The sequence below is a fragment of the Amycolatopsis sp. TRM77291 genome (assembly GCF_054166285.1).
On sequence record NZ_JBSZHF010000001.1, the window covers coordinates 8,439,470 to 8,451,918 of the forward strand.

A 12,449-nucleotide genomic window follows, 5' to 3' on the forward strand; every position below is an offset into this window, starting at 1 on the left:
GTTCGGACTCTACGCTCACCCCTCCCAGGTTACGGCACCGTAGGTTTTTGGCCAGTGTCCGTGGCGCGTCCCACTGAGACTCGCGAGGTGACTACTCTCCAGTGGCGTGAGTCTTCGGTCCTTCTTGTCAGACGTCGTGTACAGCGCCTACGGCAGGCGCCTGATCCAGCAGGCCAAGGGGCGCCATCCACGCCATATCGCCATCATGCTGGACGGCAACCGCCGCTGGGCGCGCGAAGCGGGCTTCACCGACGTCGCCGACGGGCACCGCGCGGGCGCCAAGAAGATCGCCGACTTCCTGAGCTGGTGCAACGAGGCCGACGTCGAGGTCGTCACCATGTGGCTGCTCTCGACGGACAACCTCGGCCGCGCGGCCGAGGAACTGAGCCCGTTGCTGAAGATCATCACCGACGTCACCGACGAGCTCGCCGCGCCGCATACGCCCTGGCGGCTCCGCATCGTGGGAGCGCTCGACCTGCTGCCCCCGGAGGTCGCGAAGGCCCTCAGCGCGGCCGCGGAGCGCACCGAGGGGCGCACCGGGATGGAGGTCAACGTCGCGGTCGGTTACGGAGGGCGTCAGGAGATCGCCGACGCGGTCCGCAAGCTCCTGCTCCAGCACGCCGACGAAGGCACCTCGATCCGCGAGCTCGCGAAGATATTGGACGTCGACCACATATCCGAACACATGTACACCTCCGGCCAGCCGGATCCGGATCTGATTATCCGCACCTCGGGTGAGCAGCGGCTTTCCGGATTTCTGCTCTGGCAATCGGCGCATTCGGAATTCTGGTTCACCGAAGCTTATTGGCCCGCGTTCCGCCGAGTCGATTTCCTGCGGGCGATGCGCGATTACGCTTGGCGGCATCGGCGCTTCGGTTCCTGACCCCGGACATGACGAAGGCCCCGGCGTGCACTCCGGGGCCTTCGACGTCCAGACCGAGATCAGTGGTTGTGGTGCTCCAGCGAGTGGAGGATCAGCGCCGGGGTGGTGGCGATGCCCGTGTAGGCACCGGCGACCAGGGAAGCCGCGCCGTAGCCCAGCGCGCCGCCGCCCTCGATGAACGTGTTGTAGGCGTCGCCGAACGTGGGGTCCGGGGTGCCCGAGGTGTCACCCGTGGCGGCGAACGCGGTCCCGCCGACCATCATGATGCCCGCGGCGACGGCGGAAACGAAACCAGCCTTCTTCAACACTTCGCACTCCTTGGTAGAGATATTCAGGGATCGGGGCACCGAATCCGGTGGGGGTGTCCCGCTAGTGAGAAAATTACTCGCTATTCAGGAGTTGTGACCGTCTCGTAAGCCCATTGTGTGAGGTGAAAAAGGCGCGTTTCACTCGGTCCGGTTCTCTGTCTCGGGCACAAAATGCATGCTGCGACGACGCGTGGTAGAACCTGCCGTCTCTTCAGGTGAACGCCCTGCGTCGCGTTAATCCATCCGGGTCACGTCGACGAGCGTCCCTGAATGGAGATCATCACTACGCATCGTGATGGTGACCAGGTGTTGATGTCACGCGACCGACAGTGAGATGACGGTTTGGCGAATCACCGTGGTGGCTGCCTGCGCGATCGGCCGGACGCAGGTACCTTCCGGAAGTGAGGGTTCGCGTCCCATGCGGACTCTCGCGGGAGGCCCTGGTCGTGGCGGTTGTCGACAGGGCGGCACAGCCGCCCAGTGGATGCACGAGGGGGCCGGCACCCGGCCCTCGCGGCCGTGCCGGCTGACGTCGGAAGACGTCGGAAGGAACGGTTAGCCAGGGAGGTGCCCGGCCCAGCGAGTGCGGGCGTGGTGCCACGCCCACGAGGGAGATGCCGTCGTGACTGCGCAGCGTTCACCCCGCAAGGCCTCTGGCCGTTCTTCGACCGGTGCCTCTGGCCCGGAGAAAGCCTCGATCTCGCCCGAATCCCAGCGGTCCACTTACGTGCTCGACACGTCGGTCCTGCTCTCTGACCCCTGGTCGGTGACCCGTTTCGCCGAACACGCGGTCGTGCTCCCGCTGGTCGTCATCAGTGAACTGGAGGCGAAACGTCACCATCCCGAACTGGGGTGGTTCGCGCGCGAAGCGCTCCGCATGCTCGACGACCTGCGTCGTCAGCACGGCAGGCTCGACGCGCCGATCCCGATCGGTGAGCACGGCGGCACCCTGCAGGTGGAGCTGAACCACTCCGACCCCACGGTGCTCCCGGTCGGCTTCCGCACCGACTCCAACGACCACCGCATCCTCGCCTGCGCGCTCAACCTGGCGGCGGAACGCGCGTCGGTCACGCTGGTGACCAAGGACATCCCCCTGCGCGTCAAGGCGGGCGCCGTCGGCCTCGAAGCCGACGAGTACCGCGCGCAGGAGGTGACGCCCTCGGGCTGGACGGGCATGGCGGACGTGGACGTCCCGCAGACCCTGGTCGACGCGCTGTTCGGCGGGTCTTCCGTGGATCCGGCGGAATTCGGGATGCCCGAGGTGGGTGAGCTGCCCTGTCACACCGGGCTCCGGCTGCTCGCGGGCAGTTCGAGCGCGCTGGGGCGGGTCACCGCGGACAAGCGGATCCGGCTCGTCCGGGGTGACAAGGAGGCGTTCGGGCTGCACGGCCGGTCGGCCGAGCAGCGGGTGGCGCTGGATCTCCTGCTGGACTCCGACGTCGGCATCGTCTCGCTGGGCGGACGAGCGGGCACGGGCAAGTCGGCGCTCGCGCTCTGCGCGGGGCTGGAGTCGGTGATGGAACGCCGCCAGCACCGCAAGGTCGTCGTGTTCCGGCCGGTGTACGCCGTCGGCGGCCAGGATCTGGGCTACCTGCCCGGTTCCGAGAGCGAGAAGATGCAGCCCTGGGCGCAGGCGGTGTTCGACACCCTCGGCGGGCTGGTCAGCCAGGACGTCCTCGACGAGGTCTTCGACCGCGGCATGCTCGAGGTGCTCCCGCTGACCCATATCCGCGGCCGGTCGCTGCACGACACGTTCGTCATCGTCGACGAGGCGCAGTCCTTGGAGCGCAACGTGCTCCTGACCGTGCTCTCACGGCTCGGCACCGCTTCGCGGGTCGTGCTCACGCATGACGTCGCGCAGCGCGACAACCTGCGGGTCGGGCGGCACGACGGCGTTTCGGCGGTGATCGAGAAACTCAAGGGTCACCCGCTGTTCGCGCATGTCACGCTGACCCGCTCCGAGCGTTCGCCGATCGCGGCGCTCGTCACGGAGATGCTGGAGGACCACGGATAACCGGAACCGAAGGAGTCCACTTGGGACAGTCCCAAGTGGACTCCTTCGCGGTTCACCAGCCCGAGGGCAGCGGACGTCCTTCCGCGAAGCCGGCGGCGGACTGGATGCCGAGCAACGCACGCTCGTGGAACTCCTCCAGCGTGCGCGCGCCCGCGTACGTGCAGGCGGAGCGGACGCCGGAGCCGATGGAGTCGAGCAGGTCTTCGACGCCGGGGCGAGCCGGGTCCAGCGCCATCCGCGAAGCGGAGATGCCCTCTTCGAACAGGCCCTTCTTGGCGCGTTCGAAGACGTTGTCCGTGCGCGTGCGGGCGCCGACGGCACGCTTCGACGCCATGCCGAACGACTCCTTGTACGGCTTGCCCTGCTCGTCGTAGCGCAGGTCGCCGGGGGATTCGTGGGTGCCGGCGAACCACGAGCCGACCATCGCCGCCGACGCGCCGGCGGCCAGCGCGAGCGCGACATCGCGCGGATGCCGCACGCCGCCGTCCGCCCACACGTGCTTGCCCAGTTCGCGCGCCGCCGCGGCGCATTCGGCGACGGCGGAGAACTGCGGGCGCCCGACGCCGGTCATCATCCGGGTCGTGCACATGGCGCCGGGGCCGACGCCGACCTTGACGACGTCCGCGCCCGCGTGGATCAGGTCGCGCGTGCCCTCGGCGGTGACCACGTTCCCGGCGACGACCGGGACCCGCGGGTTCACCGACCGGACGGCCTTCAGCGCGGAGATCATCTTCTCCTGGTGGCCGTGCGCGGTGTCGACGACCAGCACGTCGACACCCGCCGCGAGGACGGCCTCGGCCTTCGCCGCGACGTCGCCGTTCACGCCGATCGCCGCGGCGACGCGCAGGTTGCCGCCGTCGTCGACGGCCGGGGTGTAGATCTCCGCGCGCAGCGCCGCGATCTCGGTCAGGACCCCCGCGAGCCTGCCGTTCTCGTCGATGCCGAGCGCGAGACGGCCGCCGTGGTCGTGCAGGCGCTCGAAGACCTCACGCGGCGGCGTGTCCAGGGGAACCGTGACGACCGCGGGCTCCGCGACGTCGGCGAGGCGCGCGAAGCGGTCTACGCCGGCGCAAGCCGCTTCGTCGACGACGCCGACGGGCTTGCCGTCCTCGTCCACGACGACGACGGCGCCGTGGGCGCGTTTGCCGACCAGGTTCAGCGCGTCGGCCACCGCGTCTCCGCCGGTCAGCACGAGCGGGGTGTCCCATACGGTGTGACGGCTCTTGACCCAGGTGACGATGTCGGCGACCGCGGCCACGTCGACATCCTGGGGGAGGACGACGAGCCCACCGCGCCGGGCGACCGTTTCGGCCATCCGGCGGCCCGCGACGGCGGTCATGTTGGCCACCACGATCGGGATCGTCGCGCCGGTGCCGTCCACAGTGGACAGGTCGACGTCGAAACGGGACTCCACGTCCGACCGGTTCGGCAGGAGGAACACGTCGTCGTAGGTCAGGTCGTGAGCGGGCCGGTGCCCGTCGAGAAAGCGCACGAGAGCCCAGGATACCCGCGTGGGACAATGACGGCATGACCGACCGGGACCGTGACGAAGCCGGACGAGCCCGCAACGCGCGCCCGCGGGACGGTCTCGGCAGGCCGCTCCCGTACGGCGCCGACGGTGTCGAACGGCAGCCCGAGGGCATCGAACGCAGCCCAGAGGACACCATCTCCGAGGCGCAGCGCCTGCTCGACGCGGGCCGTCCGTTTCACGCGCACGAGGTGTTCGAGGACGCGTGGAAATCCACCGACGGGCCGGAGCGGGAGCTGTGGCGCGGGCTCGCGCAGCTCGCCGTGGGCCTGACCCACGCGGCCAGGGGGAACGGGAACGGAGCGGCGTCGCTGCTGGAGCGCGGCGCCGAGAACATCGAGCCCTTCCGCGAGGCCCGGCCGCACGGAATCGACATCCCGGGCTTGCAGGCCTGGGCGCGGAAGATGGCCGAAGAGGCGAAGGCGCGCGTGCGGGTGGAGCCGGTCGCCCCGCGCTTACTCGGCCAGTAACACCGAACCGAGCGGTACAGCTCGATCAGCAGCGGCCGCAGCGAGAGCCCCGCCTCGGTGAGCCGGTAGCTGGTCCGGCTCGGGAAGCCCGGCAGCTCCTCGCGGACGGCGAGGCGGCGCGCGGTCAGTTCGCCGAGGCGTTCTGTCAGCACCTTCGCGGACAGGGCGGGTAATGCCGCGCGTAGGTCGCTGAAGGACCGGGGGCCGCCCATCAGCTCCCGGAGGACCAGCGTCGTCCAGCGGCCCGAGATCGCGGCGAGTGCGACCTCGACGGGACAGTCCGGCTCCGGCCGCCGCGTGCGGCCGCGTGCGTCCGGGACGAGTTCGCCGTCGAAGGTTTCCGTTTGGTGACCTGCTTCGCGGTCGGTTTCGCTGTCCGCATGACGCATTCCTCCAGTGTGCCGTTGACCACCGACGCCGCCGAACATCCCTTCGTCTTCCAAGCCGCCTTCAACACCGGATCCGCCGAAATCCTCGACACGGTCTACGAGCCGGACGCCGTGTTCGTCCGCCGGGACGGCGTGCGGGTGAGCGGCGCGGAACGCCGGGCCGCGAACGGCGGGATCCTCGCGCTCGGGCAGCCCATCAAGGTCACTCCGCGCCAGGTGCACGTGGCCGGTGAACTGGTCTTGCTGATCGTCGACTGGGTCATCGAGGGCCACCTCGCCGCGACGGCCACCGACGTCGCGAGGCGTGGTGAGGACGGGCTTTGGCGCTACGTGATCGACAACCCCTTCGGTGTCGGCGCACCTTGAGTACTCGACATACCGCGAGTATGTTACTTCGAGTAGGGATACTGCCCAGTAGGTAACGGTGGGAGGAAGCGCGGATGAGCGAGCCCAAGGAACTGCTGGCCGAACCGCTGAAACTGCGGTGCGGCGCGCTCCTGCCGAACCGGCTGGCCAAGGCCGCGCTCAGCGAGCAGCTCGGCGATCGCCGCAACCGGCCGACCGCCGAACTGGCCGAGCTGTACCGGACGTGGTCGCGAGGCGGCGCCGGGACGCTGATCACCGGCAACGTCATGGTCGATCCGACCGCGCTGGGTGAACCGCGCAACGTCGCGGTGCCCCGGGAGCCGGACGCGACCGCGTTCGAGCCGTGGGCACGGTCGGCGGACGGGACCGAGAGCCGGTTGTGGGTCCAGCTCAACCACCCCGGCAGGCAGAGCCCGCGGTTCCTGTCCCGGCAGCCGGTCGCGCCGTCGGCGGTGCCCTTCGGTGACCGCGGCATCCGGTCGGTGTTCGCGACGCCGCGGGCGCTCACCGCCGACGAGATCGAAGCGATCATCGACCGGTTCGGCGTGGCCGCGCGGACGGTCGTCGAGGCCGGGTTCGCCGGGGTCCAGATCCACGGGGCGCACGGTTACCTCGTCTCGCAGTTCCTGTCGCCGCTGACCAACCGGCGCACCGATGGCTGGGGTGGTGACGCGCTCCGTCGGCGCCGGTTCCTGCTGGAAGTGGTCGCCCGCGTGCGTGCCGAGGTCGGCGGCTCGGTGCCGATCGCGGTCAAGCTCAACAGCGCGGACTTCCAGCGCGGCGGCTTCAGCGAGGAGGAATCGCTGGAAGTCGTCCGCGAACTGGGTGAAGCGGGGATCGACCTGCTGGAAGTCTCCGGCGGCACCTACGAGAAGGCCGCCATGATGGGTTCGGCCAAGGCGAGCACCCTCAGCCGTGAGGCTTACTTCCTCGACTACGCCGCGAAGGCGCGGCAGGTCTCCGACGTCGCGCTGATGGTCACCGGCGGCTTCACCAGCGCGCAAGGCATGGCGGAGGCGCTGCGCTCCGGCGCGCTGGACGTCATCGGTCTCGGCAGGCCGCTGATCGTCGACCCGGCACTACCCGGACGCCTGCTGGACGGCGAGGACGTCCGCGCGCGGCGCACGGCACCGAAGACCGGCATCCGGCTGGCCGACAGCCTGCTCGAGATCCAGTGGCACACCCAGCAGATGCACCGGGTCGCCGCCGGGAAGCCGGTGGACCCGCGGCTCGGCGCGGTGCGGACGCTAGTACGTGCCGGCGTCGCGGATCCGTTCAACGCTTTCCGGCGGGTCCGGGGCTAATCCATCCATGCCCCCGCCGCCGCCCTCAACGGAGGAGCTGCGCTCCCAGTCCCAATTCTCGTCAGTGTCATCGCGCCGGCTGAACGTGCGGTCGAAACCGACCGCAGCCGCCGCGAGACCGATGAACAGCACCCCGATCAGCACGCAGTTGAACGCGACACCGCCGTAGCTGTTGATGCCCGGATCGACGAACGGATACGGGTAGAACCCGATGATCGCGCCGCGCACCAGCGTGACCGCGAGCCAGGCCAGCGGATACAGCAGCGACCACCACAGGACCCGCCACGACAGCTGGCCGCGCGGCCCGAACAGCAGCCAGCCCGCGACGCACATCAACGGCGACACCTTGTGCAGCATCGTGTCGGCGAACACCGCCCAGCCGTGCAGTTCGTAGAGATCGGCGAGCGCGACCTGGAAGACGACACCCGTCACGGTGATGCCGACGAGACCGGTGAGCCGCAGCACGCCGAACAGCGTCGACCGGCCCGCGACACCGAGCGCGAGCAGCAGGCTGCCGGCGCCGACCAGGATGTTCGAGTCGATGGTGAAGAAGGCCAGCAGGTTGGCCACCCGCCCGGCCGGGGTGTGGAAGACGCCGCCGGTCGTGCCCGCGGAGACCGGGATCTGCGCGGCGAGCCCGGCGATCACCACCAGCGCGGTCAGGCCGAACCAGGCGCGCGCGATCTTGGAAGCCTGCATTCGCCCACTTTATGGGTGATCGGGCGGGGACGTCCCGTCACCACCGTGTGCCGCCACTCGATCGGGGGCGGGATGCCGCCGGGTCTTCCCGCCCATCGGGTCATATCGTGGGAAACGATGGACGTCGAGCGGACGCCCGGACGCCGCGGACGGGTCGCGCGGGGTCCGGCGGAGGACAGCGGACCCGTCGCCGAGTTCGCGCGGCGGCTGTGGGAGCTGAAACGGGCCGCCGGTGACCTTCCTACGACCGCATGCGCGACGAGTACGGCGCGCTCGCGTCGAAATCCGCGCTTTCGGCCGCCGCCCGCGGAGAGCGGCTGCCCAGCTGGGAGACGACCTGGGAGTTCGTCCGCGTGCTGGCCTCCGGAGTGCTCGGCGGTGACGAGGACGAGGTCCGCCACGAATGGCGCGGTGAATGGGAGCGCGCGCGGGACGCAGTGACCGCCGGACCCGGACCTGCCGCCGTGAAGCCGCGCCGGACGGCGTTCCTCCTCGCCGGAGCCGTGGCGATCGTCCTGGTCGCGGCGCTGGTGTTCGTCTTCGCCGCGCCGTTCGGTGCCGAGCCCGCAGCCCCGGCCGGCGACGCGTCGGAATTCGTCGCCGACGTGACCGTGCCTGACGGCAGCGAAGTCGCGGCCGGGTCGACCTTCGTGAAGACGTGGGAATTCCGCAACGCGGGAACGGTCGGATGGATCGGCCGCTATCTGGTCCGCGCCGGATCGTTCGGGAATCCCGGCGAATGCGGCACGCCCGATCGCGTGCCCGTCCCGCAGACCGCCCCCGGCGAGCGGGTGCGCGTCTCCGTCGAGGTGCGTGCGCCCGACGCGCCCGGGCATTGCCAGGTGTACTGGAAGATGGCCGACGAACAGGGGCGCATCCTGCTGCCGAACACCCGCGCGGTGTTCTTCTCGGTCCGCGTCATTTGACCATCCGGGCCGATGGCCAAAGCGCTGACCTGCGTGGACATTGATTCCCCGGCCTTGGCCATTTCGCGGCCGTGAATCGCTTCCGGCGTCGCTCCGGCGGCCTTTAACGTCTTCGGCGCCCGGGAATTCCGGATGGGGATTTTCCGAAACACTCTCACATTATTTGCGGAAAGGGAATCCATGCGTCCGTACGTCAAGGCCGCCGCATTGGCCGGGGCCGCGCTCACCGTGGCGCTGCTGCCGGCCACCGCCGCACAGGCGGCTCCGGCGCCCGCTTCGGGCAGTGATCCGATCATTACCTGCGAATCCGGCTACCACGGCTGGATGCGCCGGGCCGGGAAGGACGCGATCTGCCTCAAGCCGGGCACGCGCACCTGGGACGTCAAGGTGTTCGAATGCGCCGGGGATCTGACGGTGCATTTCAAGAACGGCCAGAAGGCTTATTGCGGGGGGAACATGAAGATCGGCCTCGACCTGGCCGTCCAGTCCAATGTCGTCAAGACCGTTGTGGGGAACCGATGAGGAAGAAGCTGTTCGCCGTCGTCCCGGTCGCGCTGGCCGGCACCTTGCTGATGGCACCGTCCGCTTCGGCGGCGTCGAAGGTCTGTGAGGGCGGGCCGCTGATGGGCGGGAAGACGAAGGTCGTCGAGGTGAGCGCGGGGCAGAGCATCGACATCACCGTGCACAACCACGACTACCGGGGAATGCTCGTCCAGATCATCGACGACGTCTTCGACAAGGGCCTCTGGAGCGGGGCGATCGCGCCGGGCAAGGAGCGCACGGTCAAGCACGGCGTGCTCGGGGAGCCGCCGGTGTATCACAAGATCCGGTTCGAGGTGACGTCCAACCTGTCGAACAACTACACGTACCGGATCTCTTCGGACCGCTGCTACTGATGCGTTCGTCCTCTGGACGCGGTAGTTGCACGCGCAAGGACCGCATCCAGAGGACTGAATGCGGGGGATTCAGGGCTTGAGGAGGCCGCGGACGGTGTCGATGGTGTCGGCGTCGGCGGCCTCCTTGTCCGGCCGGTACCGCACGACCCGCGCGAAGCGCAGCGCCAGCCCGCCCGGATACCGCGTGCTCACCTGGGCTCCGTCGAGTTCGATCTCGACGACGAGCTCCGGCCGCACGTGGACCACCCAATCCGTGCGGTGCGTCTCGATCTCTTGGAACGTTTTCGTCTGCCAGGCCAGCAGGTCGTCGGTCATCCCCTTGAACGTCTTGCCGACCATGATCGGCGGCCCGCCGTCGGGGTCGCGGGCGCCGAGGTGCAGGTTCGACAGGGTGCCGGTGCGCCTGCCGTGACCCCATTCGGCGGCGAGGACGACCAGGTCGATCGTGTGCACCGGTTTCACCTTGAGCCACGCGCGCCCGCGCCTGCCCGCCGCGTACGGCGACGCGAGGTCCTTGACCATCACGCCTTCGTGCCCGGCGGCCATCGCCGCGTCGAGCACCGCCTCGGCCGAGGCAGGCGCGATCTCGCCAGGGATGACGTGCTCGCCCGCGACCTTCCGCAGGGCGACGTTGCGCTCGGACAGCGGGGCGTCCAGCAGGTCGACGCCGTCGAGGTGCAGGCAGTCGAAGAAGTACGGCCGCAGCAACAGCGCCTTGACCTGCTCGTCGCGGGTGCTGCCGAACCGGCTCATCGTCTCCTGGAACGGCCTCGGCCTGCCCTCGTCGGTCAGCGCCAGGGTTTCGCCGTCGAGCACCACCGACGTGCAGGGCAGGGAGCGCACCAGATCCACCAGTTCGCCGACACTGCCGGTGATCTCCCGCAGCGTCCGCGTGTAGACGTGCACCTCGTCGCCTTCGCGGTGGACCTGGATCCGCGCACCGTCCATTTTGTACTCGACGAGCGCGTCGGCGTGCTCGGTGATCGCCTCGTCCAGCGACTCCGCCGGGGAAGCCAGCATCGGCCGGATCGGCCTGCCCAAGGCCAGCTTGAACTCAGCCAGCCGCTCCTGGCCGCCGGTCATCGCGGCCAGCCCCGTCATCGGGAGCTGCCCGGACAGCATGAACGCCCGCCGGACGTCCTCGGCCGGGATCTCGGACGCCACCGCGATGGCGTCCACCATGATCCCTTCGAGCGCGCCCTGCCGCAGCTCGCCGGTGAGCAGCCGGATCAGGAAGTCCTGCTCGTCCTTGGTCATCTTGCCGAACAACGCCCGCAACGTCTCCGCGCGCAGCTTCACCGAACCCGAACCCGACGCCGCCCCCACCGTGCCGAGGGCCGTGTCGACCTCGGCCACGGTCAACGACGGTTCGGCGGCCGGGGCCGTCTTCAGCTCGGCCAGCGTCCGCCAGCCGGCACCGATGCGGCCCTGCGTCGGCTGGCCGGTGAGGAACGCGACGACCGCGGGCAGCTCCAGCTCGCCCGCGGCGCGCAGGACCGCGGCCAGGGTGGCGATCTTCGCCTTCCTGGACCTCGTGGCGGCCAGCTCGGCCGACGCGGTCACCACCTCGGTGAGCAACATGGATCCATCATGGACCCGGACACCGACAGTTTCGCGCCGAGCGGGCTCAGGCGTGCGTAGTGAAGGCCTCCTTTCCTACTCTCAACGTAGGGAAGGAGGCCTTCACGGACTCGGCTCAGGCGTCCGCGGGATCGGCGACCCAGCTGGCGAGCAGGCGGAGCGCGCGTTCGCTGTCGGAGCCGGGCTCGGCGGTGTAGATCACCAGGGCCTGGTCCGGATCGGCGGGCAACCGCAGCGTCTCGTAGCGCAGCCGGAGTTCACCCACGATCGGGTTGATCATGACCTTCCACGCGTGCGCCTTCTCACGCACGGTGTGCTTCGCCCACAGCTTCCGGAACTCTTCGCTGGCCAAGGAGAGTTCACCGACCAGCTGGGCGAGGTACGGGTCGTCCGGATACTTCCCGCTCTCGGACCGCAGGTTCGCCACGACCTCCTTCGCCACGGTTTCCCACTCCGGGTGCATCTCGCGGGCGCTTTCGTCGAGGAAGAACAACCTCGGGATGTTCCGCTCGCCGGGCGGGCACGCGGCGAAGTCGAAGGTGAGCGCGGCCCCGAGCGGATTCCAGGCCAGCACGTCTCCGTATCGGCCGAAGACGAACGCCGGGGAGTGGATGGCGTTCATCATCGACTGGAGTTCCGGCCGGATCCGCTGCACCCGCGGCCGCGCGACGCGTTTGCGTTTCGGGGCGGCCAGATTGCGCAGATAGGCCTCCTCGTCGCGATGCAGCCGCAACGCACGGCTCAGCGAATCGAGGACGGAGTCGGACACGTTGCGCGCCCGGCCCTGCTCCAGCCGCGTGTAGTAGTCGACGCTGATCCCGGCCAGCTGCGCCAGCTCCTCGCGCCGCAGCCCGGCGACCCGCCGTTGGTTGAACCCCGTCGGCAGGCCGAGGTCCGCCGGGTCCAGCGCGGCCCTGCGTGCCTTGAGGAAGTCGCCCAGTTCGGCCGTCTCGGTCATGGCGCCGAGTATCCCGGATCGCTGGGGGTGCGTGCCTGGTCCTGACAGACCCAGGCTGGCCGGGCGTGGTGGTGTCGCGAAAGCCACTTTCGGGACATCTGGTGTCCCGAAAGTGGCTTTCGCGACA

13 protein-coding genes and 1 pseudogene are annotated in these 12,449 nt (G+C 69.5%); 8 read left to right on the forward strand and 6 right to left on the reverse strand.

Annotation, left to right across the window (positions count from 1 at the left end; translation table 11 throughout):
• Positions 1-106 precede the first annotated feature (106 nt).
• A complete protein-coding gene (locus tag ACXIZN_RS39665) occupies positions 107-883 on the forward strand; it encodes an isoprenyl transferase (protein WP_061986121.1) in 777 nt (258 codons plus the stop codon).
• Between the two features lie 59 nt (positions 884-942).
• Here ACXIZN_RS39665 and ACXIZN_RS39670 read toward each other — a convergent pair whose 3' ends face one another.
• Positions 943-1,191: a hypothetical protein gene (locus ACXIZN_RS39670; RefSeq protein ID WP_457959885.1), complete on the reverse strand. Its 249-nt coding sequence runs from the start codon at positions 1,189-1,191 to the stop codon at positions 943-945.
• 727 nt (positions 1,192-1,918) lie between these two features.
• Between ACXIZN_RS39670 and ACXIZN_RS39675 the strand changes: the two genes are divergently transcribed.
• Positions 1,919-3,205 (forward strand): PhoH family protein, encoded by a 1,287-nt coding sequence (locus ACXIZN_RS39675; protein WP_457960719.1) that lies wholly within the window; start codon positions 1,919-1,921, stop codon positions 3,203-3,205.
• Positions 3,206-3,257: 52 nt separating this feature from the next.
• Here the strand turns inward: ACXIZN_RS39675 and guaB1 are convergent, their stop codons facing one another.
• On the reverse strand, positions 3,258-4,697 hold the full coding sequence (gene guaB1, locus ACXIZN_RS39680) for a GMP reductase (RefSeq protein ID WP_038508412.1): 1,440 nt from the start codon (positions 4,695-4,697) through the stop codon (positions 3,258-3,260).
• Positions 4,698-4,732: 35 nt separating this feature from the next.
• Between guaB1 and ACXIZN_RS39685 the strand changes: the two genes are divergently transcribed.
• Positions 4,733-5,203, forward strand: coding sequence for a DUF309 domain-containing protein (locus ACXIZN_RS39685; protein WP_457959886.1), 471 nt, complete (start codon positions 4,733-4,735; stop codon positions 5,201-5,203).
• Between the two features lie 56 nt (positions 5,204-5,259).
• Here the strand turns inward: ACXIZN_RS39685 and ACXIZN_RS39690 are convergent.
• Positions 5,260-5,631 (reverse strand): annotated as a pseudogene (locus ACXIZN_RS39690) (winged helix-turn-helix transcriptional regulator); the annotation flags it as partial.
• On the opposite strand from ACXIZN_RS39690, the gene ACXIZN_RS39695 reads away from it, so the two are divergent.
• Complete coding sequence (locus tag ACXIZN_RS39695; protein WP_457959887.1) at positions 5,584-5,958, forward strand: YybH family protein; 375 nt, start codon at positions 5,584-5,586, stop codon at positions 5,956-5,958. The pseudogene ACXIZN_RS39690 and the gene ACXIZN_RS39695 sit on opposite strands and share 48 nt — an antisense overlap.
• A 74-nt stretch (positions 5,959-6,032) precedes the next feature.
• Positions 6,033-7,262: an NADH:flavin oxidoreductase/NADH oxidase family protein gene (locus tag ACXIZN_RS39700; protein WP_457959888.1), complete on the forward strand. Its 1,230-nt coding sequence runs from the start codon at positions 6,033-6,035 to the stop codon at positions 7,260-7,262.
• Here the strand turns inward: ACXIZN_RS39700 and ACXIZN_RS39705 are convergent.
• The gene (locus ACXIZN_RS39705) at positions 7,206-7,961 is read right to left on the reverse strand and encodes a Pr6Pr family membrane protein (RefSeq protein ID WP_457959889.1); all 756 of its coding nucleotides are present in this window, start codon (positions 7,959-7,961) and stop codon (positions 7,206-7,208) included. The two genes, ACXIZN_RS39700 and ACXIZN_RS39705, sit on opposite strands and share 57 nt — an antisense overlap.
• 251 nt (positions 7,962-8,212) lie before the next feature.
• Between ACXIZN_RS39705 and ACXIZN_RS39710 the strand changes: the two genes are divergently transcribed.
• The 3 genes from ACXIZN_RS39710 (at position 8,213) to ACXIZN_RS39720 (ending at position 9,783) form a co-directional block, all read left to right on the forward strand.
• On the forward strand, positions 8,213-8,887 hold the full coding sequence (locus tag ACXIZN_RS39710) for an NBR1-Ig-like domain-containing protein (RefSeq protein ID WP_457959890.1): 675 nt from the start codon (positions 8,213-8,215) through the stop codon (positions 8,885-8,887).
• Between the two features lie 180 nt (positions 8,888-9,067).
• A complete protein-coding gene (locus ACXIZN_RS39715) occupies positions 9,068-9,409 on the forward strand; it encodes a hypothetical protein (RefSeq protein WP_457959891.1) in 342 nt (113 codons plus the stop codon).
• Positions 9,406-9,783: a hypothetical protein gene (locus ACXIZN_RS39720; protein ID WP_457959893.1), complete on the forward strand. Its 378-nt coding sequence runs from the start codon at positions 9,406-9,408 to the stop codon at positions 9,781-9,783. The genes ACXIZN_RS39715 and ACXIZN_RS39720 overlap by 4 nt, the downstream gene beginning before the upstream one ends.
• A gap of 69 nt (positions 9,784-9,852) precedes the next feature.
• Here the strand turns inward: ACXIZN_RS39720 and ACXIZN_RS39725 are convergent, their stop codons facing one another.
• Both ACXIZN_RS39725 and ACXIZN_RS39730 read right to left on the reverse strand, forming a co-directional pair.
• Entirely contained in the window at positions 9,853-11,364 is a 1,512-nt protein-coding gene (locus ACXIZN_RS39725; protein ID WP_457959894.1) for an ATP-dependent DNA ligase, read from the reverse strand.
• 115 nt (positions 11,365-11,479) lie between these two features.
• Positions 11,480-12,322 carry a helix-turn-helix transcriptional regulator gene (locus ACXIZN_RS39730; RefSeq protein ID WP_457959895.1) on the reverse strand — a complete coding sequence of 281 codons (843 nt, stop codon included), beginning with the start codon at positions 12,320-12,322 and terminating at the stop codon, positions 11,480-11,482.
• Between the last annotated feature and the right edge of the window lie 127 nt (positions 12,323-12,449).

Excerpts from the sequence above, each read along its gene's own strand:
- ACXIZN_RS39685 (WP_457959886.1), top strand. The coding sequence starts at position 4,733 with ATGACCGACCGGGACCGTGACGAAGCCGGACGAGCCCGCAACGCGCGC.
- ACXIZN_RS39695 (WP_457959887.1), top strand. The coding sequence starts at position 5,584 with ATGACGCATTCCTCCAGTGTGCCGTTGACCACCGACGCCGCCGAACAT.
- ACXIZN_RS39700 (WP_457959888.1), top strand. The coding sequence starts at position 6,033 with ATGAGCGAGCCCAAGGAACTGCTGGCCGAACCGCTGAAACTGCGGTGC.
- ACXIZN_RS39705 (WP_457959889.1), bottom strand. The coding sequence starts at position 7,961 with ATGCAGGCTTCCAAGATCGCGCGCGCCTGGTTCGGCCTGACCGCGCTG.
- ACXIZN_RS39710 (WP_457959890.1), top strand. The coding sequence starts at position 8,213 with ATGCGCGACGAGTACGGCGCGCTCGCGTCGAAATCCGCGCTTTCGGCC.
- ACXIZN_RS39715 (WP_457959891.1), top strand. The coding sequence starts at position 9,068 with ATGCGTCCGTACGTCAAGGCCGCCGCATTGGCCGGGGCCGCGCTCACC.
- ACXIZN_RS39720 (WP_457959893.1), top strand. The coding sequence starts at position 9,406 with ATGAGGAAGAAGCTGTTCGCCGTCGTCCCGGTCGCGCTGGCCGGCACC.
- ACXIZN_RS39725 (WP_457959894.1), bottom strand. The coding sequence starts at position 11,364 with ATGTTGCTCACCGAGGTGGTGACCGCGTCGGCCGAGCTGGCCGCCACG.
- ACXIZN_RS39730 (WP_457959895.1), bottom strand. The coding sequence starts at position 12,322 with ATGACCGAGACGGCCGAACTGGGCGACTTCCTCAAGGCACGCAGGGCC.